The sequence below is a fragment of the Enterobacter cloacae complex sp. 402C9 genome, from assembly GCF_050030745.1.
GTDB lineage: Bacteria > Pseudomonadota > Gammaproteobacteria > Enterobacterales > Enterobacteriaceae > Enterobacter > Enterobacter intestinihominis.
Genome location: NZ_JBLGUW010000001.1, coordinates 2,885,543 through 2,909,778, shown reverse-complemented (window position 1 = coordinate 2,909,778; position 24,236 = coordinate 2,885,543). Strand labels below are relative to the sequence as shown.

24 protein-coding genes and 1 pseudogene are annotated in these 24,236 nt (G+C 54.3%); 10 read left to right on the top strand and 15 right to left on the bottom strand.

All coding sequences use genetic code 11. The annotated features are described in order from the left end of the window. Positions 1–13: 13 nt before the first annotated feature. On the bottom strand, positions 14–1,522 hold the full coding sequence (locus ACQG1K_RS13995) for an anion permease (protein WP_072201094.1): 1,509 nt from the start codon (positions 1,520–1,522) through the stop codon (positions 14–16). Between the two features lie 607 nt (positions 1,523–2,129). Between ACQG1K_RS13995 and ACQG1K_RS13990 the strand changes: the two genes are divergently transcribed. Together ACQG1K_RS13990 and ACQG1K_RS13985 are read left to right on the top strand one after the other, a co-directional pair. Next, complete coding sequence (locus ACQG1K_RS13990; protein WP_367074203.1) at positions 2,130–4,910, top strand: flavocytochrome c; 2,781 nt, start codon at positions 2,130–2,132, stop codon at positions 4,908–4,910. Between the two features lie 58 nt (positions 4,911–4,968). Next, on the top strand, positions 4,969–5,931 hold the full coding sequence (locus tag ACQG1K_RS13985) for an FAD:protein FMN transferase (protein WP_032624009.1): 963 nt from the start codon (positions 4,969–4,971) through the stop codon (positions 5,929–5,931). Here the strand turns inward: ACQG1K_RS13985 and dcuR are convergent. Next, the gene (gene dcuR / locus ACQG1K_RS13980; protein WP_023300497.1) at positions 5,912–6,631 is read right to left on the bottom strand and encodes a two-component system response regulator DcuR; all 720 of its coding nucleotides are present in this window, start codon (positions 6,629–6,631) and stop codon (positions 5,912–5,914) included. The genes ACQG1K_RS13985 and dcuR overlap by 20 nt on opposite strands. Next, positions 6,628–8,244 (bottom strand): sensor histidine kinase, encoded by a 1,617-nt coding sequence (locus ACQG1K_RS13975; protein ID WP_032624010.1) that lies wholly within the window; start codon positions 8,242–8,244, stop codon positions 6,628–6,630. The genes dcuR and ACQG1K_RS13975 overlap by 4 nt, the downstream gene beginning before the upstream one ends. 153 nt (positions 8,245–8,397) lie before the next feature. Here ACQG1K_RS13975 and ACQG1K_RS13970 point away from each other — a divergent pair, with 153 nt between their 5' ends. Further along, the gene (locus ACQG1K_RS13970) at positions 8,398–9,261 is read left to right on the top strand and encodes an N-acetylmuramic acid 6-phosphate etherase (protein ID WP_426720834.1); all 864 of its coding nucleotides are present in this window, start codon (positions 8,398–8,400) and stop codon (positions 9,259–9,261) included. 55 nt (positions 9,262–9,316) lie between these two features. On the opposite strand, the gene ompC is transcribed toward ACQG1K_RS13970, so the two are convergent. Then, positions 9,317–10,477, bottom strand: coding sequence for a porin OmpC (ompC, locus tag ACQG1K_RS13965; protein WP_367074206.1), 1,161 nt, complete (start codon positions 10,475–10,477; stop codon positions 9,317–9,319). Positions 10,478–10,761: 284 nt separating this feature from the next. Between ompC and ACQG1K_RS13960 the strand changes: the two genes are divergently transcribed. Genes ACQG1K_RS13960 through ACQG1K_RS13950 form a run of 3 tightly spaced genes read left to right on the top strand, consistent with a single transcriptional unit; the run spans position 10,762 to position 13,412 of the window. Continuing rightward, entirely contained in the window at positions 10,762–11,463 is a 702-nt protein-coding gene (locus tag ACQG1K_RS13960; RefSeq protein WP_023306528.1) for a phosphohydrolase, read from the top strand. A gap of 43 nt (positions 11,464–11,506) precedes the next feature. Then, positions 11,507–12,940, top strand: a complete 1,434-nt coding sequence (locus ACQG1K_RS13955; protein WP_113787992.1) for a DNA cytosine methyltransferase — start codon at positions 11,507–11,509, stop codon at positions 12,938–12,940. Continuing rightward, the gene (locus ACQG1K_RS13950) at positions 12,921–13,412 is read left to right on the top strand and encodes a very short patch repair endonuclease (RefSeq protein WP_367074208.1); all 492 of its coding nucleotides are present in this window, start codon (positions 12,921–12,923) and stop codon (positions 13,410–13,412) included. Before ACQG1K_RS13955 ends, ACQG1K_RS13950 begins: the two co-directional genes overlap by 20 nt. Here ACQG1K_RS13950 and yedA read toward each other — a convergent pair. Next, positions 13,384–14,298 (bottom strand): drug/metabolite exporter YedA, encoded by a 915-nt coding sequence (yedA, locus tag ACQG1K_RS13945; RefSeq protein WP_022648561.1) that lies wholly within the window; start codon positions 14,296–14,298, stop codon positions 13,384–13,386. The genes ACQG1K_RS13950 and yedA overlap by 29 nt on opposite strands. A 175-nt stretch (positions 14,299–14,473) precedes the next feature. Here yedA and ACQG1K_RS13940 point away from each other — a divergent pair, with 175 nt between their 5' ends. The 3 genes from ACQG1K_RS13940 to dgcQ all read left to right on the top strand — a co-directional run bounded on the left by ACQG1K_RS13940 (position 14,474) and on the right by dgcQ (position 17,433). Next, complete coding sequence (locus ACQG1K_RS13940) at positions 14,474–15,388, top strand: DUF808 family protein (protein ID WP_169804303.1); 915 nt, start codon at positions 14,474–14,476, stop codon at positions 15,386–15,388. Positions 15,389–15,465: 77 nt separating this feature from the next. After that, complete coding sequence (locus ACQG1K_RS13935) at positions 15,466–15,648, top strand: YodC family protein (RefSeq protein WP_022648559.1); 183 nt, start codon at positions 15,466–15,468, stop codon at positions 15,646–15,648. Between the two features lie 84 nt (positions 15,649–15,732). Beyond that, the gene (gene dgcQ, locus ACQG1K_RS13930) at positions 15,733–17,433 is read left to right on the top strand and encodes a cellulose biosynthesis regulator diguanylate cyclase DgcQ (protein WP_367074211.1); all 1,701 of its coding nucleotides are present in this window, start codon (positions 15,733–15,735) and stop codon (positions 17,431–17,433) included. Here dgcQ and ACQG1K_RS13925 read toward each other — a convergent pair. Next, positions 17,418–18,218 carry a mannosyl-3-phosphoglycerate phosphatase-related protein gene (locus ACQG1K_RS13925; RefSeq protein WP_023306524.1) on the bottom strand — a complete coding sequence of 267 codons (801 nt, stop codon included), beginning with the start codon at positions 18,216–18,218 and terminating at the stop codon, positions 17,418–17,420. The two genes, dgcQ and ACQG1K_RS13925, sit on opposite strands and share 16 nt — an antisense overlap. A gap of 296 nt (positions 18,219–18,514) precedes the next feature. Next, positions 18,515–18,742: a YodD family peroxide/acid resistance protein gene (yodD, locus tag ACQG1K_RS13920; RefSeq protein ID WP_017383339.1), complete on the bottom strand. Its 228-nt coding sequence runs from the start codon at positions 18,740–18,742 to the stop codon at positions 18,515–18,517. 128 nt (positions 18,743–18,870) lie between these two features. On the opposite strand from yodD, the gene dsrB reads away from it, so the two are divergent. Next, complete coding sequence (dsrB, locus tag ACQG1K_RS13915) at positions 18,871–19,059, top strand: protein DsrB (protein ID WP_003859583.1); 189 nt, start codon at positions 18,871–18,873, stop codon at positions 19,057–19,059. A 98-nt stretch (positions 19,060–19,157) separates the two neighbouring features. Here dsrB and rcsA read toward each other — a convergent pair whose 3' ends face one another. The 8 genes and pseudogenes from rcsA to fliL form a co-directional block, all read right to left on the bottom strand. Further along, complete coding sequence (gene rcsA, locus ACQG1K_RS13910) at positions 19,158–19,781, bottom strand: transcriptional regulator RcsA (RefSeq protein ID WP_022648556.1); 624 nt, start codon at positions 19,779–19,781, stop codon at positions 19,158–19,160. A 290-nt stretch (positions 19,782–20,071) separates the two neighbouring features. Next, positions 20,072–20,864: pseudogene (gene fliR, locus ACQG1K_RS13905) on the bottom strand (flagellar biosynthetic protein FliR); the annotation flags it as partial. 6 nt (positions 20,865–20,870) lie between these two features. Beyond that, positions 20,871–21,140 (bottom strand): flagellar biosynthesis protein FliQ, encoded by a 270-nt coding sequence (fliQ, locus tag ACQG1K_RS13900; RefSeq protein ID WP_003859587.1) that lies wholly within the window; start codon positions 21,138–21,140, stop codon positions 20,871–20,873. Positions 21,141–21,150: 10 nt separating this feature from the next. After that, complete coding sequence (gene fliP / locus ACQG1K_RS13895; RefSeq protein WP_022648554.1) at positions 21,151–21,888, bottom strand: flagellar type III secretion system pore protein FliP; 738 nt, start codon at positions 21,886–21,888, stop codon at positions 21,151–21,153. Beyond that, complete coding sequence (gene fliO / locus ACQG1K_RS13890; protein ID WP_022648553.1) at positions 21,888–22,262, bottom strand: flagellar biosynthetic protein FliO; 375 nt, start codon at positions 22,260–22,262, stop codon at positions 21,888–21,890. The genes fliP and fliO overlap by 1 nt, the downstream gene beginning before the upstream one ends. A gap of 2 nt (positions 22,263–22,264) precedes the next feature. Next, entirely contained in the window at positions 22,265–22,678 is a 414-nt protein-coding gene (gene fliN, locus ACQG1K_RS13885) for a flagellar motor switch protein FliN (RefSeq protein ID WP_003859592.1), read from the bottom strand. Further along, positions 22,675–23,679 (bottom strand): flagellar motor switch protein FliM, encoded by a 1,005-nt coding sequence (gene fliM / locus ACQG1K_RS13880; protein ID WP_006811158.1) that lies wholly within the window; start codon positions 23,677–23,679, stop codon positions 22,675–22,677. The genes fliN and fliM overlap by 4 nt, the downstream gene beginning before the upstream one ends. A 4-nt stretch (positions 23,680–23,683) precedes the next feature. Further along, positions 23,684–24,154: a flagellar basal body-associated protein FliL gene (fliL, locus tag ACQG1K_RS13875; RefSeq protein WP_003859598.1), complete on the bottom strand. Its 471-nt coding sequence runs from the start codon at positions 24,152–24,154 to the stop codon at positions 23,684–23,686. Between the last annotated feature and the right edge of the window lie 82 nt (positions 24,155–24,236).

The window sequence follows — 24,236 nt, the reverse complement described above, 5'->3', positions numbered from 1 at the left end:
CGGCGGTCAGAAATCAGAACATCATGGACATCCACGGGTAACCAATCAGCAGCAGAGCTGCCAGGAAAATGGCACCGAAGATGGTGCCGAGGCGCCAGTAGTCTTTGGTTGGCAGGTAGCCGCTACCGTAGTAAATCGGGCTTGGGCCAGTACCGTACGGGGTGATGATCCCCATCACGCCCAGCGAGGTCACCATCAGCAGGACGAACACTTCCATATTCATGCCCGGAATGGTGGAGGCGATGGTCAGCATCGCAGGCAGCAGCGCCGTGGTGTGCGCGGTGGTGCTGGCGAACAGGTAGTGCAGCAGGTAGAACGCCAGCAGCAGGACGATGGTGGCGACACCCGGAGAGATACCGCTCATCAGCATGCCGCCTTCTTTACCCAGCCAGCTGATAAAGCCGGTGGAGGAGAGACCATCCGCCAGTGCCACCAGGGTGGCGAACCAGACGAAGGTATTCCACGCGGCTTTGTTGCCGGTGATGTCGTTCCACTCCAGCACGCCGGTCCACAGCATCAGGCCAACGATCAGCAGGGCAGCCATGGCCGGTTCAATCCACGCCGCGGCGAAGATCCACATCAGAAGCGCGCAGCACACGAACACCAGCAGCAGGATCTCATTGCGCGACAGTTTGCCCAGTTTTTCCAGTTCGCGGGTCGCCCACAGTGGTACTTCATTGTTTACCTTCACTTCTGGCGGGTAGAACCAGTAGGCCAGCAGCGGCATGGTCAGGATCAGCAGGATACCCAGCGGCAGGAAGGCGAGGAACCAGGTCCCCCAGGAGATATCAATTCCAACGGTGCTTTTCACCAGCGCCAGTGCCAGCAGGTTAGGTGCCAGAGCGGAAAGGAACATCGAGCTGGTGATACAAGCCGCGGTGATTGCCACCCACATCAGATAGGAACCGATTTTGCGCGCGCTTGGGTCGTTGGGTTTTGAACCGTACAACGGCGGCAGGTTAGCGATAATCGGGTAGATGGTCCCACCGCTGCGCGCGGTATTGGACGGGGTGAACGGGGCCAGCAGCAGGTCCGCGAAGGTAATGGCGTAACCGAGCGTCAGGCTGCGACGGCCCAGGTACTTCACCAGAATCAGCGCCAGACGGCGGCCGAAGCGGGTTTTGTCGTAGCCTGCGGCAAACATAAAGGCACCGAAGATCAGCCACACGGTGGAGTTACCAAACCCGCTCACCGCCCATTTAAAGGAGGCGCCCGCCAGCTTGAATTTCGGGTCAGCCAGCTGTTCGGGGCTAAAGAGCACCCACTGGCTGCACAGCGCAATCGCCACGACGCCGGTAAGACCGATCACGGCGCCCGGCAGCGGTTCGAAAATCAACCCGACGATGACGCCGACAAAGATGGCGAAGTAGTGCCACGCATATGGCGGCAGCCCTTCCGGAACGGGGACAAACAACAGCAGGACGGCGACAATGACGGGCAGGGCCATCATCAGCAGGCGTTTTGCTGTTCCATTTGATGCCAGATTCGCCGCAGGAGGCGTTACAGCAGTTTTTGTTTTCATAGTTTCACGTCTTAAGTTGTCAAAAATTCGTCGTACAGCGAAAACACAAATTCGATTGCTTTATTCATTTTGCTTTTTTTAGTTATTTAAGGTGCGTTATTGTGTTTTCAGTAATAGCGATTTAACGCATTATTGTTTGCGCTAAATAAAAAATGATGATGTTTTTATATTGCGCCTTTGGATGCCATTACTATTGATCGCGATCAAAAAAACAGAATTGAGGGCGTAATTTTATACTTTTTATAATAACCACTCTGAGTAGTGTGGTTATTCGCTATTTTTAAGCATTTTATTTATCAATTTTATAACATTATTAATTTGGTTGTGTTTTAGGTTTTGATTTTAAAGGGTTTTTGATGTGTATGGTGTATTGGCTTTACCATTGTTGATTTAACTTTTTTTAAATTAATGTGAACGTATAAAACATTCGAGCTAACACCAATGTGTTATTAATGTTATCGCAGGGATTAAATAGTTTATTAACTAACGTAATGGCTTTAGAAACTAAAAAAAGCTTTATATTAATGTCATGACATCGGCGAAAACACGAAATAAAAAATCCATACCGATAACGAATTCTTAATTTTTAAAGTTTGGAGTTTCTATTATGAGCACTAACGAACGTATTTTAAGCCCCTTCACATTACCGAATGGTACTGAACTGAAAAACCGTTTGTTAATGGCCCCGATGACAACCTGTACGGGGTATTTCGATGGCACCGTGACCAGCGAGCTGGTGGAGTACTACCGCGCCCGCGCTGGCAGCATCGGCACCATTATCGTTGAATGCTGTTTTGTTGACGATCTCGGCCTTGCGTTCCCGGGCGCAATTGGTATTGATAACGACGAAAAAATCGCCGGACTGGCAAAAATCGCTGACGCCATTAAGTCCAAAGGTTCCAAAGCCCTTCTGCAAATTTACCACGGCGGCCGTATGGTCGACCCAAAACTGATCGGCGGCCGCACGCCGGTTGGCCCAAGCGCGGTTGCCGCGCCGCGTGACGGTGCCGCGACGCCGGTTGCTCTGACTTCAGAAGAAGTGGAAGGCATGATCGGCAAGTTCGGCGAAGCCGTACGCCGCGCAATTCAGGCCGGCTTCGATGGCGTCGAAATCCACGGGGCGAATACCTATCTGATCCAGCAGTTCTACTCCCCGAACTCTAATCAGCGCGACGACGAGTGGGGTGGCAGCCGCGATAACCGCGCGAAATTCCCGCTGGCGGTGCTGGACATTACCCACAAGATGGTGCGCCAGTATGCGGACGACGCGTTCATCGTTGGCTACCGCTTCTCACCGGAAGAGCTGGAAGTCCCCGGCATTCGCTTCGAAGACACCCTGTATCTGCTGGAAAAACTGGCCGCTCGTGGGGTGGATTATCTGCACTTCTCCCTTGGCGCCGCCCTGCGTCCTTCTATCGTCGATACTCAGGACCCGACGCCACTTATCGAAAAATACTGCGCCATGCGCTCTGACACGCTGGCGCAGGTACCGGTGATGGGCGTTGGCGGCGTGGTGAATGCCACGGATGTGAATGAAGCGCTGGATCACGGTTACGACCTGATAGCCGTTGGCCGCGCCACCATCGCCTATCCGGACTGGACCGATCGCATCGCGGCGGGCGAAAGCCTGGAGCTGTTTATGGACAGTACCCGACGCGAAGAACTGAGCATCCCGGAACCGCTGTGGCGCTTCTCGCTGGTGGAAGCGATGATCCGCGACATGAGCATGGGCGAATCTAAATTCAAACCGGGCACCTTTATTGAAAAAGTGCAGGACGATGCTAACGAACTGGTGATTAACGTCAGCCTCGAAACCGATCGTATTGCCGATATCGAACTGGCCTCCGGCCCGAGTGAAGACGTGGCGTTTGTGACCAGCTTCGAAGAGATCCGTACCCGAATTCTGGATGCCAACACTCCGCACGTGGATGCTATCACCGGCGCGACCAGCCAAAGCGAGGCGGTGAAAAAAGCGGTCTCGAAGGCGATGCTCAAATCCAGCAAAGCGCTGGCGGCAGAAGAGGGCGCTGACCCGAATGAGACTAAAAGCGTGGACGTGGTGGTGGTCGGCAGCGGCGGCGCCGGTCTGGCGGCGGCGATTCAGGCGCACGACGAAGGCGCGAGCGTGCTGATCGTTGAGAAAATGCCGACTATTGGCGGGAACACCATTAAAGCCTCTGCCGGGATGAACGCGGCTGAGACCCGCTTCCAGCGCGTGAAGGGCATTCAGGACAGCAAAGAGCTGTTCTACCAGGAAAGCCTGAAAGGCGGTGGCAATAAGAACAACCCTGAACTGCTGCGTCGCTTTGTCGAGAACGCGCCGCAGGCCATCGAATGGCTGGCAACGCGCGGCATTATGCTCAACGACATCACCACCACCGGCGGGATGAGCATCGACCGTACGCACCGTCCGAAAGATGGTTCCGCGGTGGGCGGATATCTGATTAGCGGCCTGGTGCGCAATGTCAACAAACGCAACATCGAGGTGATGCTGGATACCTCCGTGAGCGACATCATCTTCGAAAACGGCGAAGTGACCGGCGTGCGTCTGACCACCGAAGAGAACGAAACCCTCACCGTGGCAACTAAAAGCGTAATTGTCGCGACGGGCGGCTTCAGCGCCAACAGCCAGATGGTGGTGAAATACCGTCCGGACCTGGAAGGGTTCGTGACGACTAACCACAAAGGCGCAACCGGCGGCGGTATCGCGCTGCTGGAGCGTATTGGCGCAGGCACCGTCGATATGGGCGAAATCCAGATCCACCCAACCGTTGAGCAGAAAACGTCGTACCTGATTTCCGAATCCATCCGCGGCGGCGGGGCGATTCTGGTAAACCAGCAGGGCAACCGCTTCTATAACGAAATGTCGACCCGCGACAAAGTTTCGGCGCAAATCATCGCGCTGCCGGAGAAATACGCTTACATCGTCTTTGACGAGCATGTTCGCGCCAAAAACAAAGCCGCGGATGAGTACATCGCGAAAGGGTTTGTCACCAGCGCCAGCTCGCCAAAAGCCCTGGCGGAAGCGCTGGGGATGGATCACCACCAGTTCCTGGCAACGCTGGAACGCTACAACGGCTTTGTGGAAAAACAGCATGACGATGATTTTGGCCGCACCACCGCGCTGCGTGCGCCTATCAACGAAGGGCCGTTCTATGCCATTCAGATTGCGCCGGGCGTGCACCACACCATGGGCGGTGTGACCATCAATACAGAAACCTGCGTGCTGGACAGCAACCACAACGTATTGCCGGGAGCCTTTGCTGCGGGTGAGGTTGTCGGGGGTATCCACGGCGGTAACCGCATCGGTGGTAATGCGGTGGCAGATATCATTATTTTTGGTACGCTTGCCGGACATCAGGCGGCTATGCGTTCGAAAACATGGTAAGGCTCCTGTTTCCCCGGCGGCGCGGTGCTTGCCGGGGCTACATCTGAGGACTTATGTAATGCCTGATAGCCATCGCGTTTACAGCTACAACGCCGTTCTGATGGGCTCGCCCATCCTCCTGAAACTCTTCTCCCATGACGAAGCCCTCGCGTCCCGCGTGTTTCGCCTGATCAAACAGTACGAAGATCTCCTCACCGTCAACCGTGCGGATTCGCAGGTGATGGATGTCAACCATGCTGCCGGTCAGCATCCGGTTGTCGTCAGTCGCCCGGTGTTTGACCTGATCCGCTGCGCGAAAGCGGCCAGCCTGCCTACAGACAGTGCGTTCAACCTGGCGATAGGCCCGCTGGTCAAACGCTGGAAAATTGGCTTTAAGGGGGACGCTGTACCGCCCGCGGACGAGATCGCCGCCTTGCTGAGTATCACGGATCCTGCGAACGTGGTACTGGATGACGCCAACAGCAGCGTGTTTCTTACACGCCAGGGAATGGAGATCGATCTGGGGGCTATCGCCAAAGGTTATATCGCCGACAGGGTGCGGGATTACTTGCACAAAGAGGGCGCCGAACTCGGGTTGATCAACCTTGGCGGCAACGTCCAGACGTTAGGCTCGCCGGAGGACGGCTGGCACGTCGGCCTGAAAAAACCGTTCGCCGGTGATGCGCTGATTGGCGCCATAACGGTAGAAAACCGGTCGGTTGTGACGTCAGGCACCTATGAGCGCTACTTCGAGCAGAACGGCAAACGTTATCATCACATACTTGACCCGCGTACCGGCTACCCGCTGGATAACGAACTGGACAGCGTGACGATTATTTCGCAAGACTCCCTCGACGGCGATATCTGGACCACGCTGATCTACGGCATGGGCGTGGAGCAGGGCTGCGCCGCGCTGCGTTCGCGCCCCGATATTGAAGCCATTTTTGTCACCAAAACAAAAGAAGTGGTGATCTCCTCGATGCACCACTTCCGTTTTACCCTTCTGGACGACAGCTACCGAATTACTGGCAGTACTGTTTGAGCAGGCCGACCTGTTCCGGCTGCAAACGATAGCGATATACCGGTCGACCGGTGGCACCGTAGTGAATGCTGGTGAACAGGATATTGATTTGCGCCAGCCAGATCAGGTATTTGCGGCAGGAGACGCGGGAAATGTTGACCGCATTCGCCAGATCGTCGGTGGAAAATTCTATCTCCGGATGGCTGTCGATCCACTGGCAAATGGTGCGCAGCGTCTGCGGCGTTAAGCCTTTCGGTAATTTTTTGCTGTCGGCCAGCTCCGGCGCGCCGCCGTGGATCAGCCTGTCGACGTCGGCCTGTTCATAATACTGATGCGAGCCCATCAGACTGCGCTTTGCCTTCCAGCCGTTCAGCGCCTCTTCAAAACGCGGGAACTGGAACGGTTTAATCAGGTAATCCACCACGCCATAGTGCATCGACGTCTGGATCGTTGCGGCGTCGGAGGCTGACGAAATCATGATAACGTCAATCGGGCGGCCCGATGCGCGGATGATGGGCAATAGATCCAGCCCGTTATCCTGCTGCATATAGACATCCAGCAGCACCAGATCGATCGGCTGGCCTGGGTTTGCGATCAATGCTTCGGCCTGGTTGAGCGTGGAAGCGACGCCGCAGCAGTTAAAACCCTCAACGCGGTTAACATACAGACGGTTGAGGTCGGCTACCATGGCGTCATCATCGACAATTAATACATTTATCACGCGATATTCCTCTCGCTATCCCAGGGGATCTGAACAAAAAATTGGGTAAATACGCCAGGCTCCGACTCGACGGTAATATCTCCGCCCAGGTTCTGGATCTGCTGACGTGCAAGGAACAGCCCAACGCCACGGTTTTCACCTTTTGTTGAGTAGCCCTTTGTAAAAATAGCCTCCAGCCGCTCGGGATCAATGCCGGGACCGTCATCGCTGACCTCACCGCTCAGCCAGCCGTTCTGATAATGCAGCAGCAGGCCGATCTCGCCTTCCGGCTGACCTTCCATCGCATCCAGGGCATTTTCGATTAAATTGCCCAGCACGGTGATCAGAACCGCAACCTGCTCTTCATTGCTGGTGTCAGGAAGCTGACTCTCCTCGGCCAGCGTCAGGGTCACTCCCGCCTCTTTGGCGCGGTTGATTTTACCCAGCAGGAAACCCGCAATGACCGGCGATTTAACCTTGCGCTGTATCGCGCCGATATCCGTCTGATAATTCTGTGCGGTCTGGATGATGTACTCTTCCAGCTTATCGTAGCGCTTCATGTGCAGCAGGCCGAGGATCACGTGTAGCTTGTTCATAAACTCATGCGTATGTGAGCGCAGGGCATCAACATAGTTGACCATACCATCGATACGCTGCATTAACTGGCTGATTTCGGTCTTATCGCGGAAGGTGCTGATTGCCCCGATGACCTGATTCTGGCTTTTCACGGGGACCATGTTGCACAGCAGTAGCCGTCCGTTACAGCCGATCTCTTGATCCTGACGAGCAATGCCGGTTTTCGCCACTTCCCGCAGGCTGACCAGCAATGGTTCGCCGCTGCTCTCGGAGTGCTCACCCGAGCTCAGGAGCAAAATTTCTCTGGCGGTGTGGTTAATCATCGTCACGCGCCCGTGCATATCAACAGCCATCACGCCTTCGCGCAGGGACTGCAACATGGCCTGGCGCTGCTCAAAGAGGGCAGAGATCTCGTAAGGCTCCAGCCCGAAGAGAATACGTTTCAGAACCCGGACCAGACCCCATATCGCCACTGAGCTCATCAGAACGCTGAATAAGATGGTCCACACGGCATTGAGCCGACCGCGGGCAATCTGATCTTCAACTTTATTCAGCGAAATACCCACCACGACCACGCCGATCTGGTCGTGCCGATCGTCATAAACGGGCGTAAAGACGCGCAGTGCTTCCGCGAGTGCGCCGCGGTTCACGGAGACATTCTCTTTCCCTTCGAGGGCGGGCGTCAGATCGTCGCCAATAAAATGCAAACCTAACAGCGCTTCGTTTGGATGGGAATAGCGGATCCCACGCAGGTCGGTAACCACGGTAAACAGCAGGTCGTTGCGCTTCGTCACCGCCTGGGCAATCGGCTGGATGATGCCGGCCTGCGGCGATTCCATCAGACCACGCTTGATCTCCGGGCTGTCGGCCAGCGTTCGGGCGATACCCAGCGCAGTATCTTTCACGTCATCGCGCGTGGCACGGGTGATCTGCACAGAGTACAGCGCGAAGACCACCAGCAGCACAGAGCCGATAATGGCGCACACCATCAGCGTAACCAGCGTATTCAGCTTCATAGGGCGCTTGCGCGTCGGGGGGAAGGGCTGCAAATCGCTCATTAACACTCCGCGATGAAAAAGAAAGGGCTAATTATCGCTGATGACGGGCATTTCATAAAGCCATGTAAAGAGAGGCGTTTCGTGAGCCTTCTCTCATGTGACCTGTATAAAACACTTTATAGTGTGGGGGTACTCATAATAAGGAGGCAGTTTATGAGCATTATGCTTACCGGTACGGCCAGGGAAAGACGGCACGCCAGCACGATGAACATCGACAGATTATCTACGCTGGATATGCTTAATGTCATACACCAGGATGACGCACAAATCTCTTCTGCACTTACCCCTCACTTAAGTATGCTGGTTCGCGTGGTGGATAACGCGGCGGCGACGCTTAGTCACGGCGGACGTCTGGTGCTGATCGGCGCAGGCGCGTCCGGAGGCGTGGCGAAGCAGGCGGCAGAAGCGTTCGCGCCGGGAAAACATCCGGTCATTGCGATGACAGCAGGCGATAACGCCGGAAGCTACGCGCGCGGCGTTGCCGACCTTCAGACGATAAAATTCGGCGAGCACGACATGATGCTGGCGCTGTCCGTCAGCGGCAAAACGCCATGGGTTTGGGGCGCGATGCGTCATGCGTGGTCTCTGGGCTCAACGGTCGCGCTCATTACGGAGGATGCGCAAAGTGAAGCGGCGCAGCTGGCGAGCATGGTTATTGCCCCCGATCTGGGCGCGGATGTGGTTGCCGGGTATACCAACGCCAAAGCGGGCATTGCGCAAAGCATGATAATGCATATGGTCACCACCGGTCTGGCGATACGGACAGGACGGGTGTACAGCAACCTGCGTGTTGATCTGGAGGCAAGCAATACCAGATGGGCCGAGCGACAAATTGCCATTGTAATGGAAGCGGGGGGATGCTCCCGGGCGCAGGCGAAGGCGGCGCTGGAAAGCTGTAACCATCAGTGTAAAACGGCGGTGCTAATGGTGCTGACGGGTATGGATGCCTGGAAAGCACATGAATTACTGGCGCAGAATAACGGGTTTGTTCGCATGGCCTTGCAGGAAGCGCCGTAATATTTCAGCGTCAAATAAAAAAAGCCCGCGTTGCGGGCTTTGCTATTTATGGGGATCAGAACTGGTAGATCATACCGATGCCAACGATGTCATCGGTTGCAATACCGTTGTCATTGTAGAAGGCATCATCTTCGTCCAGCAGGTTGATTTTATAATCAACGTAGGTGGAGAAGTTCTTGTTGAAGCTGTAGGTCATGCCCACGTCGATGTAGTTAACCAGATCCTGGTCTACATAACCATTGCCTGGATGATAATCGTTACCACCCAAATCGATGCCTTTTGAATAGACCCACGCCAGGGATGGACGCAGACCGAAGTCAAACTGGTACTGCGCTACGGCTTCAAAGTTCTGAGTTTTGTTGGCGATGCCATCGTTGCCGTACGGAGTCATGTTGCGGGTTTCCGCATACATCATTGCCAGGTAGACATCATTCGCATCGTATTTTGCACCGATTGTCCACGCTTCCGCACGTTCACCGCCGGCATATTTGCTGAAGCGATTATAGGTACCTGCGCCGTAAGCAACCTGGTCGTTGGTACGGTCAGACGATGAATAAGCGGCACCCAGCGACAGACCGAAATCGAAGTCATAGGTAGTTGACATACCGAAGCCGTCGCCGTTCTGGAAACGAACATCATCATGGCCATTTTTGGTGCCTTCCTGATTTTCGTTTGCGTTAGCACCTTCATTAGCACCCTGATATTGCAGTGCGAAGTTCAGGCCGTTAACCAGACCGAAGAAGTCATTATTACGGTAGGTCGCCACACCGTTAGTACGGCCAACCATATAGTTGTCGGTCCAGGTATAGGAGTCGCCACCAAATACTGGCAGCATATCGGTCCAGGCTTCAACGTCATACACGACGCCGTAATTACGGCCATAATCGAATGAGCCATATTCGCCGTATTTCAGGCCAGCAAAGGCCAGACGGTTAAAAGAGGTGTCGCCTGCGCCTTCGGTATCGTTAGCGTAGGTTTTATATTCCCACTGGCCGTAACCAATAAGATCGTTATTAATTTGTGTTTCGCCTTTGAAACCAATCTGGACATAGGTTTCATCGCCGTCGTCGCCTGGGTTGTCGGAGAAGGTATGACGTGCATCAACTTTACCGTACAGGTCAACTTTGTTGCCGTCTTTGTTATACATTTCCGCCGCATTTGCTGCGCCAGCCATTAATAACGCGGGTACAAGAATTGCCAGAACTTTTCTTTTCATTATATATTCCCTTTAAATATAAATTGTCTGAATATATGTAATTACCCTCCGTAACTACATGGCTGATACTATTCTATGGATTATTATTTAGGTTTAAAAATAAATGTAATTAAACTGGTAAAAATATTACAAAATATTTCTTTTTATCTCTTTATTTTTCACGTGAATTAATTCATTGAAAATATAGTGGGTAATTATTATTAAGTATTTCTAAATTCTATTTATTAAGGGTTTTGATTCGGGTGTATTATAATTCACTCTCTTTTGAGCAACAGGATGGGATGATGGAACTTGCGCAGTGGCAGCACCGTTTTGAGCGCTGGCTCGACGAAAATCATTTTACTGATGATGCGGCGCACGATATCGCCCATTTTCGCCGCGTCTGGATGACGGCGCAGACCATTATGGCTGACGGGGATTGCGATCCGCTGGTTGTGCTGACCGCATGCTACTTCCATGACATTGTCAGCCTGCCGAAAAATCACCCGCAGCGTAGTCACTCCTCGCGGCTGGCAGCGCGAGAAACGCGCCAGATCCTGAGCCGCGATTTTCCTGATTTTCCGCCCGATCGGTATGCGGCCGTTGAGCATGCCATTGAAGCGCACAGCTTCAGTGCCGGTATCGCGCCGCAAAGCCCGGAGGCCAAAACGGTCCAGGATGCCGACCGGCTGGAGGCGTTAGGCGCCATCGGCCTTGCGCGCGTCTTTGCCGTGTCCGGTGCGCTGGGCACCGCGTTGTTTGATGCCGACGACCCGTTTGCCGGGGCGCGTGCGCTGGATGATAAAGCTTTCGCGCTCGATCACTTTCAGACCAAACTCCTGCGCCTGCCGGACACCATGCAAACCGCACGGGGACGCGAACTTGCGCGTCACAATGCCGATTTTCTGATCCAGTTTATGGCGAAGCTGAGTGCTGAATTACAGGGCGATTACCTCGGAACCGACAGCCAGATATTGACCCATTTCCGTCGCAGTGTGCGATCCTGAACTGTGGTACTCTGTTTTCTGTCTTTATTGTCCGGTTAAGAGAATGCAGGAAAATCGATCAGTGACTGTGCCCGCGCCTGAGCGGGTTGAGAAATCAACGGCAGCCGTGCAGGCACTCCTGCGTCAGCTGCTGGAAATGTATGATGCTAAAACGCTGGCAAACCAGCTGGTGGCACATGGCGAGAGCCACTGGAGCCCGGCAATACTCAAGCGGCTGCTGATAAGCGACAGGGCAGGGCACCGCCTGAGCGACGGCGAGTTCCGTTATCTGCGCAACCTGCTGCCGCGCCCGCCTGCTGCGCATCCGAATTATGCCTTTCGCTTTATCGATCTCTTTGCCGGTATTGGCGGCATTCGCCATGGCTTTGAAGCTATTGGCGGGCAGTGCGTGTTCACCAGTGAATGGAACAAACATGCCGTCCGCACCTATAAGGCGAACTGGTACTGCGACCCCGACGAGCACCAGTTTAATGCCGACATCCGCGACGTCACCCTGAGCCACAAAACCGGCGTCAGCGACGAAGAAGCCGCTGAGCACATTCGCAACACCATTCCGGCGCACGATGTGCTGCTGGCAGGCTTCCCGTGTCAGCCGTTCTCACTGGCTGGCGTGTCGAAAAAGAACGCGCTGGGACGTGCGCACGGCTTTGCCTGTGATACGCAGGGCACACTGTTCTTTGATGTTGCCCGGATTATTGATGCCCGCCGCCCGGCAATTTTTGTGCTGGAGAACGTCAAGAATTTAAAGAGCCATGACGGCGGCAAAACCTTCCGCATTATCATGCAAACGCTGGATGAACTGGGTTACGACGTGGCGGATGCAGAGGACATGGGGCCGGACGATCCGAAAATTATCGACGGCAAACACTTCCTGCCACAGCACCGCGAGCGCATCGTGCTGGTGGGATTCCGCCGCGATCTCAATCTGAAAGGCGATTTTACGCTGCGCGATTTGCCCTCGCTGTATCCGGCGCGCCGTCCGACAGTGGCCGATCTGCTGGAGCCCGCCGTCGATGCGAAATTCATTCTGACGCCAGTGCTGTGGAAATACCTCTATCGCTATGCCAAAAAGCATCAGGCCAAAGGCAATGGCTTTGGGTTTGGCATGGTCAATCCGCTTAATCCTGACAGCGTGACGCGTACGCTGTCGGCGCGCTATTACAAAGATGGCGCGGAAATTCTTATCGATCGGGGCTGGGATAAGGCGCTGGGCGAAAAAGATTTCGACGATCCACAGAATCAACAGCACCGACCGCGGCGCTTAACGCCGCGCGAGTGCGCCCGCTTAATGGGCTTTGAGGCGCCGCAGGGCTACAGTTTTCGCATTCCGGTGTCGGATACACAAGCCTATCGTCAGTTTGGCAACTCGGTGGTGGTGCCAGCCTTTGCCGCCGTCGCAAAACTGCTGGCCTCACGCATCAGCAAGGCCGTTCAGCTGCGTCAGAGTGAGGCCGTCAATGGCGGACGTTCACAATAAGGCCACGCGGAGTAAAAACATGCGTGCCATCGGCACGCGTGATACCGCGATCGAAAAACTGATCGCTGGCCTCCTTACCTCCATCGGGTTTGAATTCAGGGTTCAGGATGCCACGCTTGCCGGGCGTCCTGATTTCGTGATCGATGCGTATCAATGCATCATCTTTACCCACGGCTGTTTCTGGCATCATCACGACTGCTATCTGTTTAAAGTCCCGGCGACACGCACCGACTTCTGGCTGGAGAAGATTGGCAGGAACGTCGAGCGTGATAAACGCGATGTTTCGCAGCTTTACGCCCAGGGCTGGCGGGTGCTGATTGTCTGGGAGTGCGCACTGCGCGGAAGAATGAAGCTGAATGACGTGGAACTGACGGAGCGGCTGGAAGAGTGGATCTGCGGCGGCGGTCAGGCCGCGCAGATCGATACCCAGGGCATTCACCCGATCACGGTTTCTCCACCTCACACGCCGTGACAATGGGTTTCGCGGGCAGTAAATATTTACCCAGCGTGACCAGCACCACGGCAAAGACAATCACGCCCAGCGCCAGCCATTCAATCGTCGACAGCACTTCGCCCGCAAAACCGGTACCCAGCAGCACGGCAACCACCGGGTTAACGTAGGCGTAGCTGGTGGCAACCGCCGGTGAGACGTTGCGGATCAGGTACATATAGGCGTTGATGGCAATAATCGAGCCAAACAGCGCCAGATACCCGACGGCCAGGAAACCTGAGAGATCTGGCATTGCCGTCAGCTTTTCACCCGTCAACGCCGAGGCAATCAGCAGCACGATGCCTGCCGCGAGCATTTCAATGGCACCCGCCATCATCCCGGAGGGCAGCTCAATGCGGGAGCCGTAGACCGAGCCGAAGGCCCAGCTCATCGAGCCGATCATGATCATAACGGCAGCCCAGGGGTTTCCGCTCAGGTTTCCGCCGCTGTTCAGCATGATAATACCCACAAGCCCAATCGCGATGCCCAGCCATTCGAGCTTACGGGTGCGGATCCCGAACAGACGACTAAAGCAGAGCGTAAACAGCGGCACGGTCGCGACGACCACGGCGGCGATGCCCGACGGCACGTTCTGGTGTTCGGCGACGGTTACTGCGCCATTGCCCACCGCCAGCAGCAGCAGGCCAATCAGGGCGGCGTTAAGCAGGGGACGCAGCGGCGGTAGCTTGTGGCCGCGCAGCAATAAAAACGCCATCAGCAGCACGCCAGCCGTAAGGAAACGAATACCGGCCATCATCAGCGGGGGCCAGCTTTCCACGCCAATACGAATGACAAAGTAGGTGGATCCCCAGATGATATACAGGGAAAAAAGTGCTCCAATGAGCGGTAATAAATGCCGAAAACGCATAGTCCCTCACGACGAAATAAAAAGTTCGCTCATAGTTAACGCCAAAACTATCGGGCTGGCGAGTGCTTTAATTGTGTTGTTAATGTGAAATTTTTGTTGACGTGAGGTGCCTGTTTCCGGGCGCTGAGTTTTGTTCCATACTATTCACTTAATTAGCAAAAAAAGAAGGATAGAGATTTTGGCAGGAAGTAGCTTATTAACATTACTGGACGATATCGCCACCTTGCTGGATGACATTTCAGTCATGGGGAAACTGGCGGCGAAAAAAACCGCTGGGGTACTGGGGGATGACTTGTCACTTAACGCGCAGCAGGTCAGCGGCGTGCGGGCGAACCGTGAGCTGCCGGTGGTGTGGGGCGTAGCGAAAGGGTCCTTTATTAACAAGGTGATCCTTGTTCCGCTGGCGCTTCTGATTAGCGCCTTTATACCCTGGGCCATTACGCCATTGCTGATGATTGGCGGGGCGTTCCTGTGCTTCGAGGGTGCCGAAAAAGTGTTGCATATGTTTGCCGCACGCAAAGAGAAAGACACCCCGGAAATGCGCCAGCAGCGTCTGGAAGCGCTGGCCGCGCAGGATCCAAAAACGTTCGAGCGCGATAAGGTCAAAGGTGCGATCCGTACTGACTTCATCCTTTCGGCCGAGATTGTGGCGATTACGCTTGGGATCGTATCCGAAGCACCGCTGATTAATCAGGTCATGGTGCTTTCGTTGATTGCCATTCTTGTAACGGTTGGGGTGTATGGGCTGGTCGGTCTGATCGTCAAGCTGGATGATATCGGCTTCTGGCTGGAAAAAAAATCCAGCGCCATTGCCCGCGTTATCGGCAAAAGCCTGCTGGTGCTGGCGCCGTGGCTGATGAAAAGTTTGTCGATAGTGGGAACTCTGGCGATGTTCCTGGTCGGCGGCGGTATTATCGTGCACGGCGTTGCTTCGCTGCATCATGCAATTGAACATCTGGCGTCGGGACATGGTTCGGTGATCGCCGCCATTCTGCCGACGCTGCTTAACCTTGTGTTGGGCTTTATCGTAGGTGTCATTGTGGTGGCAGTGGTCAAGCTGGTAGAAAAAGTACGCGGAAAATCGCATTAATTTTTGCTGACCCCGGATGCAAAAAGACCATTCCTCGTCTAAATTGAAAACGTTTCACCCTGATACAGGAGGCAGGTATGGTCTTTTTGGTCAGTGATGAAGTTAAGCCAAAGAATGGTGGTCCATGCATGATTGTCACCGGTTATTCCAGTGGAATGGTGGAGTGTCGGTGGCATGACGGATACGGCATTAAGCGGGAGGCTTTTCGTGAAGATGAGCTTCAGCCTGGTGATAAAAGGCAAAAACGCGATAAGGCTTAATCACACAACGCCCGGCCTTGCCGGGCGTTTTTACTGGCAGAAGACTTATCATATCGGATGGTGAGCGACACTCAGGGAGTGCGTGTGCAGCACAATACCTTTGTTGTAAAACAATCTTTTTTGCAGTGGCTGCATAAGCGTAGCAATCCCCGTTTGGTTGTTAACCTCTGTTTTATCGTTGTCCTGATCTTTTCCACCCTCCTGACCTGGCGCGAAGTTGTGGTACTGGAAGATGCCTATATCTCCAGTCAGCGTAACCATCTGGAAACGGTTGCCAGTGCGCTGGACAGACAACTCCAGTTCAGCGTCGATAAAATGCTGTTTTTTCGCCACAGCATGCGTGATGCGCTGGAAACGCCGCTGGCGTTTGGCGTGCTGCATGATGCGGTAAAGCGTTTTGCCCGTTTGCGCGCATCCCCCACCTGGCAAATTGAGGTTGATAAACAGCGCACATTGCCGATCAACGGTGTGTCTGATGCCTTCGTTGAAAAGACCACCCTTCTGAATCGCGATGATGAGTTTCTTGATAATGAACTGTCCGCCGCGCTTGAAGTGGGGTATTTATTGCGTCTGGCATCCAGTTCTTCCGGCAACGAAGAGCGCGTGATTTATGTCTCTCGCGCCGGATTCTTTCTGGAAACGGATACGCCGGAAAATGCCAGCGATATCGTGCAGCGTTACTACCATCTGGTCACTCAGCCCTGGTTTACCCAACAGTCCGAGCGTGAGAACCGTGCGCGTGCCTTGCGCTGGTTTATCTCGCCTCCTTCCTCCTTTGTGGGCAAAAAGCCGCTGATCACCGCCAGTGTGCCTGTTTATTACAATCACGTCTGGTATGGCGTGGTGGCGATGGATTTCACCTTTGCCACCCTGCGTCGTCTGCTGGTGGAGGCCGTAGGCGATAACCCGGAAGGGGAATACCAGCTGTATGACAGTCGTCTCACCCTGCTCGCGACGTCTGGATCATCTGCTGCGGACGTTAATCATTTTGACGCGCGCGAACTAGCGCAGATAGCGCACGCAATAGAATCGGATTCCGAAGGCGGCATTCGCCTGGGGAGTCGTTTTGTCAGCTGGGAGCGTCTCGACCACTTTGATGGCATCGTCCTGCGCGTGCACACCCTGGAAGAAGGGGTGCGCGGCGATTTCGGCAGCATCAGTATTGTGCTGGCATTGCTTTGGGCGCTGTTCACCGCGATGCTGCTCATCTCGTGGCTGGTGATCCGGCGCATGGTCAGTAATATGTATTCGTTGCAGAATTCGCTGCAATGGCAGGCCTGGCACGACCCTCTGACCCGGTTGAATAATCGTGGGGCGCTGTTTGAGCGGGCGAAAATACTGGCGAAGCAGTGTGAACAGCAGGCGCTGCCTTTCTCTGTCATCCAGATCGATCTTGACTGCTTTAAGAGCATTAATGACCGGTTCGGGCACCAGGCGGGTGATAAGGTGTTGTCCCATGCTGCGGGGCTGATTGCCAGTACCCTGCGCACTAAAGATATTGCCGGGCGCGTCGGCGGCGAAGAGTTCTGTGTGGTGCTGCCCGGCATGACGCTTGAAGAGGCGGCGGAAGTTGCAGAGCAGATCCGTGAGCGTATCGACAGCAAAGAGATCCTGATTAAGAAAAGTACTACCCTGCGCGTGAGCGCGTCGTTTGGCGTCTCTGGCGCGCAGGAGAAGGGCAATTATCACTTCGAAAATCTGCAATCCACCGCCGATGCGCGTCTGTATGAGGCGAAACAGCGCGGGCGTAACCGGGTCATCTGGCAGGATCACGTTAAAAAGTAATCAAGCCCCTCGCGCCAGCCGGCCGGTCCGGTGTGCTGAGTGCGATAAACCCGTGTGGGATCGTTGTTCTTAAGGCTGACCCCCTCCCGGTTGAAGCCTTTCACCACCACGGCGAAGGCTACGCTGTCCAGCAGAGGGGCATCATTGGGGCCGTCGCCCAGGCCCAGCGTTGTCGGGTCAAATCCGTCGTGCAGGCGATACTGTTCCACAAGCCAGTGCACCGCCACGTCTTTGCCACAGCTCGTGTCCAGAATATGCCAGAAGCGAGCACCCGGGACGATCTTCAGCCCCTGCCGGGCCAGTTCGGCTGCGAAGCGTTTCATTTGTTCATCACTGTCACGCCAGATCAGCGTCACGGAAGCCTCGTGTTTACGTGCAAGCGCCGCACGGGGACGGCTTAGCCCGGTCCATTCGGCGACCACGCGCTCATCCACATCGTCGAAGGTGGTGAATTTCAGATGCATCTCCTGGCGTACCCGGGCAATAAACTGCCAGATATCGTCATGCTTCTTTTCTGAGATGAACCGTGCGGCGTTTTCCCACCGTACGTCAGGCTGGATCACCGCGCCGTTTTCCGCAATGTAGGGCAGCCCGCCAAGGCCAAGTTCCTGCTGGATGTCACGCATTTCGGACGCGGTTTTGCTGCTGCACAGAATGACTGGTACCTGTTCATCCTGTAATCTCTTCAGCCAGGAAGCGGCAGGCTGCCAGTCGAGAGTGTGAAAATCCAGCAGCGTACCGTCGAGATCGGTAAAGACGAGCAGAGTCTCCTTTAGCGAAGGCATAACGTCTCCTGAATAATGATGTTCATCTAAGAAAAGTCTTAAAAAAACTCAGCATTGATGTCCCGTTGAAGTGGAAACGATCCCGATAAACCCACACGCGGCGCATGTTTATACTCATAACCAAAATTCACATGTATAAAATATAATATTCGCTAAGAGAATATATGCTTGTAAGACAAATCTGTTGGGGATAATGTCTTACCTGCATCAGATTTCCTGGTGTAACGAATTTACAAGTGCTTCTTGCATAAGCAAGTTTGATCCCGGTCATCCCCATGACCGGGATTTTTTTCGCCTTAGCGGTTCGTTTCCGAGACACTAAAGTCATGGATATCCAGCTCGAATGCTTCAGCCAGTTCACGGTAGGTATGGTAATCACGACCATTGACCACGACACGGTCTGAATTATCCTCCGCGCGATGAACTTCGGACTCACTGATTTCATTAATGGCGGCAAGCAGGGCATCGACATCCACTTCCACCTCACGCTTAATGGTGTCGCTGTACTCTTTGTCAGTCTTCATGGCGGGCTCCTCATTTAACCGTCTCAACAGCTAAGTATAGACCGCACACAAAAACGCCATTCGCGTCAGGCGGCGATGCCAGCCAGGGTAATTTGTTCTACACTGGCTCAAAACCACAGGAGGAATGTATGAAGGTCAACGATCGGGTAACCGTCAAAACGGACGGTGGGCCGCGCCGCCCGGGCGTGGTGCTGGCAATAGAAGAGTTTAATGAAGGCACAATGTATCTGGTGTCGCTGGAAGATTACCCGCTCGGCATCTGGTTCTTCAACGAACTGGGGCACCCGGATGGGATCTTTGTGGAAACGGCGGAATAGGTCGGCGTCGGGGGCGTCTTCTCCCCGGCCCGGCTGCTGAAAAGCAAAATCTCTGGCCAGGCCAGAGATCAAGGTAGGGTACAACATGGCCGTGCAAATTAGCGCATATTAACGAAAATCCCATTCGTCACATTATCTGTCAGGCGTACGACATGGTATATCACTTGCTTATTATGCGTTTTAATTTTCCTTTTAATATTTCCTTTGTGTGACGATACTGTTTTTGCCTTGATATTCATCTGGTCTGAGATCTGAATTGTCCCTTGTCCAGCCATCCACATTCTTAGCATACTTGATTCAGTTCTGCTTAATGATAGAGTGGGTAAGTTAACCGCCCCTACATTCTTAACTTCTTTATTCAAATAATCGCCCAGAATGTCATCAAGCGACTCTGGTTTAATCGATTTCGAACTGATTAATAAGTTTTTACGCACCAACAAATACTCATCGAAATGAATATTGGCGATCGCCATAAAAACAATAAACAGGGTTCTGGGATGCTGATTAATGATCTGCTTAATGTGCTGACTGTTAGCGGGGTCGTGAATGAAACAGTCCTCATTAATAAACACCACGCCGGGCTTGTGAGTCTCACAAGCGGCTGCGAGTTCTTCAACGGTGTGTGCATCGTTGATGTCTCTCTTTCTTACCCCTCTGCTTGCTAAGTACCCGGTTAACCCTAGCCGGGTGTAGCTGCATAAATCCATAATGATCGTTGACATGGCATACCCTCACTCAATGCGTAACGATAATTCACCACCTGCCTGAGAGCTCATAAACAGCCATACGGGATGGAAAAAATCTAATAAAACCTGTGAGCATGACAAAGACTTTCAGGCGAACTCACTATCCCGTAAAGTTACGTATAATTTGCCAGGAATCATCTTAAAGTAAAGTAAATATTAAGTATTGTGAGGTGGTTAGAAACATTTAAACCGCGTCAGATATATCCTGGTAGATGTTTTTCAAGATTATTTTTAGGAATATCCTCAGAAAGACATTGCAAACACTGCGGGTTATTATTTGCGTGGAAGTTCGCTGACAATATCCGCTAAGAGATTGAATATCTCGCTGAATAAATGCTCGCAGAAGGGGGCGATAAGTGGCATCAATAATGACATTAATAAAAGGCCAACCGTCAACGTCACCGGAAAGCCGATGACGAATACCGACAGCTGCGGGGCCATTCGGTTGAGTAAACCCAATGCGAGGTTAACGGTGAGCAACAGGGTTATGACAGGCAGCGCCAGCATCAGCCCGTTGAGGAAGATCAGCCCGGCAGCCCGCACCAGCGCCAGAAAAGCGTTACTGTTCACCGGGTTGTCGCCAATCGGCAGCGTGTGGAAGGTGTCCACCAGCATAGAGATGAGCCACAGGTGGCCGTTGAACGAGAGAAACAACAGCATCGCCAGCAGGTCGATAATACGCGCCAGCACGGGCATATTCAGATGGCTGCCCGGGTCAACGAACGTCGCGAAAGACAGACCCATCTGCAAACCGATCAGTTCGCCCGCCGTTCGTACCGCGGCGAAGGCGAGCTGCATCGTAAACCCGACCGCCACGCCAATCATCACCTGTTGCAGGGCAATCCATATCGCATTCGGGGAAAAAATCGGAATATCCACCGCCGGCAGGGAAGGGGCAACGATAATGGTGATAACCATGCCCAACCCAATTTTGATGCGTTTAGGCACCGACTTTTCACTGAGTATGGGGGCGGTGGAGATCAGCGCCATGATGCGCAGCATCGGCCAGAAATAGATCCCGAGCCACTGAACAAACTGATCGCTGGTGAATTGCAGCATCGTCCGTCAGCCGATGATGTAAGGCAGATTGGTGAACAGGTTGCGCATGTAATCCAGCAGCAAATTGAGCATCCAGGGCCCGGCAACGATAATCGCCACGAAGACGGCGATGATCTTCGGGATGAACGACAGGGTCATTTCGTTAATCTGCGTGGCGGCCTGAAGAATACTGATAATCAGACCGGTTACCAGCGCAACCAGAAGCAGGGGCGCGGCGACGGCAATCGCGACTTTCATCGCTTCCGTGCCCATCATCATGACCGACTCAGGCGTCATTGCGTGCTCCTCAACTGTAGAAACTCTGCGCCAGCGAGCTGACCAGCAGCTGCCAGCCATCGACCAGCACGAACAGCATGATCTTAAAGGGCAGGGCAATGGTTGCGGGCGGGACCATCATCATCCCGAGCGCCATCAGGACGCTGGCGATCACCAGGTCAATAATCAGGAACGGAATGAAAATGGTGAAGCCAATCTGGAACGCCGTTTTCAGCTCACTGGTCACATACGCTGGCAGCAGAATGCGCATCGGCACCGCTTCCGGTCCCTGTAACTCGCCCGTGTTAGCGAGACGGGCAAACAGGGCCAAATCCGCTTCGCGCGTCTGGCGAAGCATAAATTCACGTAATGGCTGAGCCCCCTTTTCCAGGGCAACCTGCATGGAAATTTTATCTTCGCTGAACGGCTGGTACGCCTCGGTGTAAATCTTGTCGATCACCGGCGACATAATGAAAAAGGTCAGGAACAGGGCTAAACCCAGCAGCACCTGATTGGGCGGCGCGGACGGCGTGCCGAGCGCATTTCGCAGCAGACCAAACACAATGATGATGCGGGTGAAACTGGTCATCATCAGCAGGATCGCCGGGATAAAGGTCAGTGAGGTGATGAACACCAGCGTCTGCACGGAGAGGGACCAGCTTTGTCCCCCGTTCGCCAGCGGCGTGGAAACCAGCCCCGGCAGCTGCGCATACACAGAAGGCGCGAACAGGCCCAGACCTGCCAGCGTAAGCAATAACAAACGGCGCATCAGGATCTCCCGGAACGCTTGAGCAAACTCTTCATAACGGACTGAAAATCCGCAGGGGCCTGGGCGTTAGCCTCCACCGTGACAGGCGCAGGGGGCAGCGTGTGAAGAACGTTAATGCTGGAGGCAGTCACCCCCAGCACCAGTCGTGCATCTTCCACTTCCACAATGACCACGCGCTCGCGTGGCCCGAGTGTGGTGCTGGCGCTGACCTTCAGTCCGCGCGTGCCGGCCGTTTTCCCTGCCAGACCGAAACGCTTTGCCAGCCAGGCAGCGATAAGGATAAAGGCAATAATACCGAACAGCGCGCCGCTCACCTGAAGCAGCGGGGAGCCGGGTACGGCGGAGGGCGCGGACAGTGTTGCCTGGGTTTTCATACTTAACGGCTCAGGCGACGCATACGTTCGGAAGGGGTAATGATGTCGGTGATACGTACGCCGTATTTATCGGCCACCACCACAACTTCGCCCTGTGCAATCAGGTAGCCGTTGATCAGAATATCCAGTGGCTCACCCGCTAAACCGTCCAGGGCTACCACGGAACCCTGCGTCAGGCGCAGCAGTTCTTTAATAGTCATGCGGGTGCGGCCCAGCTCAACGGTCAGCTTGACCGGAATGTCCATAATCAGGTCGATGTCCTGCAACGTCCCGCTGACGTCGCCGCCGCCTAACTGCTGGAAGACCGCGTCTGCCGCGCTTTTCGTCGGCGTCGTTTTTTGCTCGTTTAACGCGTCAGCCCACAGATCGTCCAGTGCTCCGCTGTTTTCATCGGACGGATTGTTCATGTCACTCATTTGGGCTGTTCCTCATTCAGCGAATTCAAAATCGGGTTGATCAAGTGCTCAACGCGTAACGCATACTGGCCGTTAATTGTGCCGTACTGGCTTGTCAGCACGGGTACGCCATCCACATGGGCAATAATGCGGTCGGGTTTATCTATCGGCAAAACGTCGCCGGGTTGTAATTTCAGGATCTGCGATAACCGCATGGAGATGTCGGCAAAGTTAGCCACCAGCTCCAGCTGCGAGTGCTGAACCTGGCGCACCAGGTTCTCACGCCAGTTCTGATCTTCATGGCGTGAGTTCTCCAGCGGCGGGTTCACCAGCAGTTCGCGCAGCGGTTCAATCATGCTGAACGGCAGGCAGATGTTGAACTCGCCCGTCAGGTTGCCGATCTCGACGTGGAACGGGGTGTTCACCACGATGTCATTCGGTGAGGTGGTGATGTTGGTAAACTTCACCTGCATCTCGGAACGCACGTACTCCACTTCCAGCGGGTTAATCGCTTTCCACGCGTCGCTGTAGGATTCCAGCGCCAGCTTCAGCATGCGGTTGATAACGCGCTGTTCGGTATGGGTAAACTCGCGGCCTTCCACTTTGGTCGGGAAACGGCCATCGCCACCGAACAGGTTATCCACCGCGATGAACACCAGGCTTGGCGAGAACACCACCAGGCCGGTACCGCGCAGTGGTTTCAGATGGATCAGGTTAAGGTTGGTTGGCACCGGCAGGTTGCGGGCAAACTCATGATACGGCTGAATGCGGATCGCACCGACGGTGATATCCGGGCTACGACGCAGCAGGTTAAACAGCCCCATTCGGAACTGACGTGCGAAACGTTCGTTGATGATCTCCAGCGCCTGTAAACGCTCGCGCACCACGCGACGCTGGGTATTGGGATCGTAGGGACGAATATTATCGTCGCCGGTCAGACCCGGCTTCGGATCGTCACTCTTATCGCTGTCGCCATTGAGCAGCGCATCGATTTCTGCCTGAGAAAGAATACTGTCGCCCATGTCGTTACCGCAGAATGAAGGCTGTATACAGAACGTCAGTGACTTCCTGCTTAGGTTGGCCGTTGACCAGCGGGGTCGCCAGCGTCTGTTTGATCGCATCGACCAGCTTTTGCTTGCCCACATCGGTGGCGAGCGCGGAGGCATCCTGACGAGAAAACAGCAACAGCAGACGGCTACGCACTTCTGGCAGGTAGTCGTTCAGACGTGCACGGGTCGCTTCATCTTTCAGACGCAGCGTAATGCCCACGTAAAGCACGCGATCCGCATCGCCGAGGTTCACGGTGAACGTATCCAGCGGGTAGAAGACCGGCGCCGGTGGAGGCGGCGCTTCAGCTTTGGCGGCTGCGCTTGAGGGTTCCTGCTGCATACGCCAGTAACTGTAGCCTGCGGTGGCGCAGGCCGCGAGGGTAATCAACACCAGCAGCGGGATCCAGATGGAACGCTTGCTTTTTTTGGTGATAGCGGAGTCTGTCATCTGATACGAGCTTCCTGTTTCGGTACAGCTTAATACGGTGATTATCCCGTGTCCGGCTTAGGTCAAAGCGTGGAAAAGACGG